3 protein-coding genes are annotated in these 4,240 nt (G+C 61.0%); 1 reads left to right on the plus strand and 2 read right to left on the minus strand.

The features are described from left to right. A partial coding sequence (locus tag VNN55_08045) for a fructose-bisphosphatase class II (protein ID HWO57502.1) occupies window positions 1–310 on the minus strand: 310 nt, incomplete at its 3' end. A gap of 282 nt (window positions 311–592) precedes the next feature. Here VNN55_08045 and VNN55_08050 point away from each other — a divergent pair. Beyond that, on the plus strand, window positions 593–3,709 hold the full coding sequence (locus tag VNN55_08050) for a calcium-binding protein (GenBank protein HWO57503.1): 3,117 nt from the start codon (window positions 593–595) through the stop codon (window positions 3,707–3,709). A 58-nt stretch (window positions 3,710–3,767) separates the two neighbouring features. Here the strand turns inward: VNN55_08050 and VNN55_08055 are convergent. Next, the coding region (locus tag VNN55_08055; GenBank protein HWO57504.1) for an ABC transporter permease at window positions 3,768–4,240 on the minus strand (473 nt) is incomplete at its 5' end.

Here is a 4,240-nt window from a genome sequence, read left to right on the forward strand (position 1 = left end):
TCTGGCCGCGCACGAGATAGCTCGTCCCCTCGACGGGATCGACGGCGATGTCGGCCTTGAAGGCGGCGCCGGGCCGCCCAAGCCGTTCGCCACGCTGCGGTTGGGGAGCCTCGCCGGGGGTCGCCTCGCCGATCGCCACGACGGCATCGATATCAACCTCGGCGAGTGCCTCACGCATGGCGTCGAGGGCGGCGCGGCCCGCATCCTGGCCGTCGCCGCGGCCGATCCAGCTGAAGGCGGCCGTCGCCGCCCGTTCAGTGACGCGGCGAAGCGAAAACACGAGTTCAGGGTTGACCGTTGACGTCGGCATAAAGGCTCCTAGGCAAAGGGACGGGCAAAGGCCGCCGGGCACGGACAGCAATATAGCCACAGCACTATAGCCTATGACCCAGCGGGCACCTAGGTTTCAAGGGGTTAGCCCAGACCTGGCCGACGGTCGTCCAAAGGCCGATTGCCACGGCTCGGTTGTTCGCGACGCCAACAATTCCCGTGAATTTTGCGAAGCTATCCCAAACCCATTGGGCAGGAGGCGACCCACGCCCGGTGCTAGCGTCCGCGCGCCGCGCATTCCGCGCGGGTGGGAGGAAGCAGTATGGTCGCCTATCTCAAGTTCGGTCCGCAGTTTGTCGCGAACAGTTTTACCGAAGAAGGTCAAGAAGAAGTCAGGGTCACCACGCTGAAGAATGGCAACTTCGTCATTGTTTGGCGCAACGAAGGCGGCGACGGAAACGATGTTGTCGCCCAGGTTTTCAGCCCCAATGGAGCGAAGATCGGGGGAGAGATCCAGGTCCCCGATTTTGCTCCCGCAAATCAACAAAATGCGTTCGTCACCGCACTCGACGGCGGCGGATTCGTTATTGCCTGGCAGGATGCCAACAACACGAACTATACCGACGACACCTCCGGGAATGCGGTGCGCGCTCAAATCTTCAATGCCAACGGGCAACAGGTAGGAAGCCAGTTGCTCGTCAACACGGCAACGTCGGGAGCACAGCAGGCGCCGCAAATCGCTGCAACCAACGGCGGGGGTTTTTTCGTCACTTGGCAGGACGCGAGTGCAACAGGCGGCGACACATCGGGGACGGCAATTCGCGGTCAATTCTTCGATGCGACAGGCGCGAAAATAGGCGCAGAACTTCTGATCAACACATCGACCGCCAATAATCAGACGACGCCGACCGCGGCGCGGCTGCTGAACGGCAATGTCGTCGTTGCGTGGGTGGATGCAAGCACAAGCACCACGAATACCGATATCCGTGCGCGCATTTACGACCCCAACGGAAACCCTATCAATACGGCCGATTTCCTGGTCGATACCAATGGTGCGCCGAACAGCGCACCGACGATTGCGGCGCTATCCAACGGCACGTTCGCCGTCACATGGCGCACTGGTACGACCGGTAACGGCGAGATCGTCGCCCGCATTTTTGATGCTTTCGGCAATCCGGTCACATCAGAGTTTCAAGTCAATGTCGGCACGACCGGCGAGCAATCTGCTCCCAATATCGTCGCCACAGCCGATGGCTTTATCGTCGCGTGGCGTGACGCCAACACTGCCACAGATGGGTCGGGCATTGCGATGCCCGCGGCCTATTTTAACAATTTCGGCCAAAGGCAACCTTGGGGAACCGCCAACGGTCAATATTTCGGCGATCTTTTGATCCCGTCCGAGTTCCTCAACAACCAGCGCACCGTCACCGGCGGGGGCGGCATTACCCTGCTGAAGAACGGCGACATTCTTTTTGCTTGGGACGATACAAGCAACCTACCTCCCGACACCGACGACGAGTCAATCCGGTATCAAACCTATCGCGCTTACAACGACAAATACGGGACTGCGAACGACGACGCGCTCAAAGGGACCGCCGGCCGCGACTTCCTGGCCGGGTTTGGCGGCAACGACTTATTGCTCGGCGGCAACGGCGATGATGTGCTCGAAGGCGGCATCGGCGCCGACTTGCTGCACGGCGGCGGCAAAGGCAAGAAAGGTGGCAGTGACACTGCAAGCTATTCGTCCGCGTCGGTCGGCGTGACGGCGAGCCTTGCCAATGCGAAAGTCAATACCGGGGATGCGGCGGGCGACAAATATATTTCGATCGAGAACCTGGTCGGGTCTCGCTTCGGCGATGTTTTGATCGGCAGCAAGGGCAAAAACGTCCTCGACGGCGGCGCCGGCAACGATCTTTTGATCGGCAATGGCGGCGGCGACACGTTTATTGGCGGATCCGGGATCGACACAGTCAGCTACGCCAACGCCAAGAAGGGCGTCGAGCTCAGTCTCGAAGAGGGTGGCGAAGAAGGGGTCGCCGACGGTGACGCGTATTATTCGATCGAGAACGTCATCGGAACCAAATTCAAAGATGTGATTGAGGGCGACGACGGTTCGAACACGATCGACGGCGCGGGCGGCAATGACCAGCTCTTCGGCGGCGGCGGCGACGACGTTTTGATCGGAGGCGCCGGAGCCGATCTGCTTAACGGGGGCGGCGGCGGCGACGATGACGACGACGAGGATGAAGATGACGGCAACGACACGGCGAGCTATGTGACCGCAAGTGCTGGCGTGCATGTCGATCTGACCTTGGCTGTGCAAAGCGATCCAGGAACCGACGCGCATGGCGACCAATTGATCTCGATCGAGAACCTCATCGGCTCGAATTTCAATGACACATTAACCGGAGACGAAAACAACAACACTCTCAACGGCGTTCTTGGCGACGACAGCCTGAACGGCGGTGACGGCGACGATGTGTTGATCGGCGGCACCGGCGCGGACGCGCTCAACGGCGGGGATGGCAGCGACACAGCAAGCTATGTCACCGCGTCCGCGGGAGTGGTCGTCAATCTCGATGATCCGGACGACAACACCGGAGACGCGGCGGGCGATACCTATGACTCGATCGAAAATTTGACCGGTTCCAACTTCGACGACACACTGACCGGGGACGACGCCGACAACGCGATCGAAGGGGGCGTCGGGAACGACACTCTGGACGGCGGCCTGGGCAATGATACGGCGAACTATGCCTCGGCGGCGACAGGCGTGACGGTCAGTCTGGCATTGCAAGGCACGGCGCAAAATACCGTTGGGGCCGGAACCGATACGCTGTTCAATTTCGAGAACCTGAGAGGCTCGGCCTTGGCCGACACGCTAACCGGCGACGCCGCCAACAATAAGATTTGGGGCGGCGCCGGCAACGACACGCTGAACGGCGGTGACGGTGACGACACGCTTTACGGTGAAGCCGGCAACGACACGCTGAACGGCGGCAACGACAACGACACGCTGTACGGCGATGCCGGGAATGACACGTTGAACGCCGGCGCTGGCAATGACATCCTGGTCGGGGGTCTAGGCAACGACACACTGAATGGCGGCGGTGGCAACGACGTGTTCGTCTTTAACTTCTCCAATGAAGGAGCCGACACGATTCAGGACTTCACTCTTGCCGACGACCTGATCCGCATCTCGGCAGGCGGTTTTGGCGGCGGTCTGACTGCCGGCAATCCGCTGGCCGACGGAACCACCTTCATCAGCGGTGCGGGGCCACAAACCCCGACCACGACGAGCGGAACGTTCCTCTACAACACGACGAACGGTCAGCTCAGTTGGGATGCTGACGGAACCGGATCCGGTGCCGCCGTCTTGATCGCGACCTTGACCGGCGCTCCAGCTCTGACGGTGGGTCATTTCGATATCGTCGTCTAAGGTACTCGCCAATCAACCGTTAAGGGGTCAGTTCGCAACGCGGACTGGCCCCTTTTCTTTAGGACACGTGCATCCGCGGATTGACCCAATCCCGAAGTGCATCACCCAGAACATTGACCGAAATCAGTACGGCGATCAGCACCAGTCCCGGCAGTACCGTGACCCACCAAGCGCCGGCAAACATCAGGTCGTAGCCTGAACGGATCAGCGTGCCGAGTGAGGGCTTGGTGACCGGCATGCCGAGACCGAGGAAGGAGAGCGCCGCCTCCGCCATGATCGCACCGGCTACCTGAGTGGTGGCCAGCACGATCAGCGGCGAGGAGATGTTGGGCAGGATGTGGCGAAAGACGATGGCAGGCCCACTCGCGCCAAGGGCCCTTGCCGCCCGCACATAGTCCTTGGCCGCCTCGACCTGGGCTGCGGCCCGCGCAGCGCGAGCGAAATAGGGCCATTCGGCCAACCCGATGACCAGGACCAGCAATGGAACGGCGATGCGGCTTAAGCTCTCGCCGCCAAACCCGGCACGATAGA

The organism is bacterium, assembly GCA_035559435.1.
In the GTDB taxonomy this organism is placed as follows: Bacteria; Zixibacteria; MSB-5A5; order WJJR01; family WJJR01; genus JACQFV01.

Bases quoted from the DNA above. Each gene is read 5' to 3' on its own strand.
- VNN55_08050 (HWO57503.1), top strand. From the start codon at position 593: ATGGTCGCCTATCTCAAGTTCGGTCCGCAGTTTGTCGCGAACAGTTTT.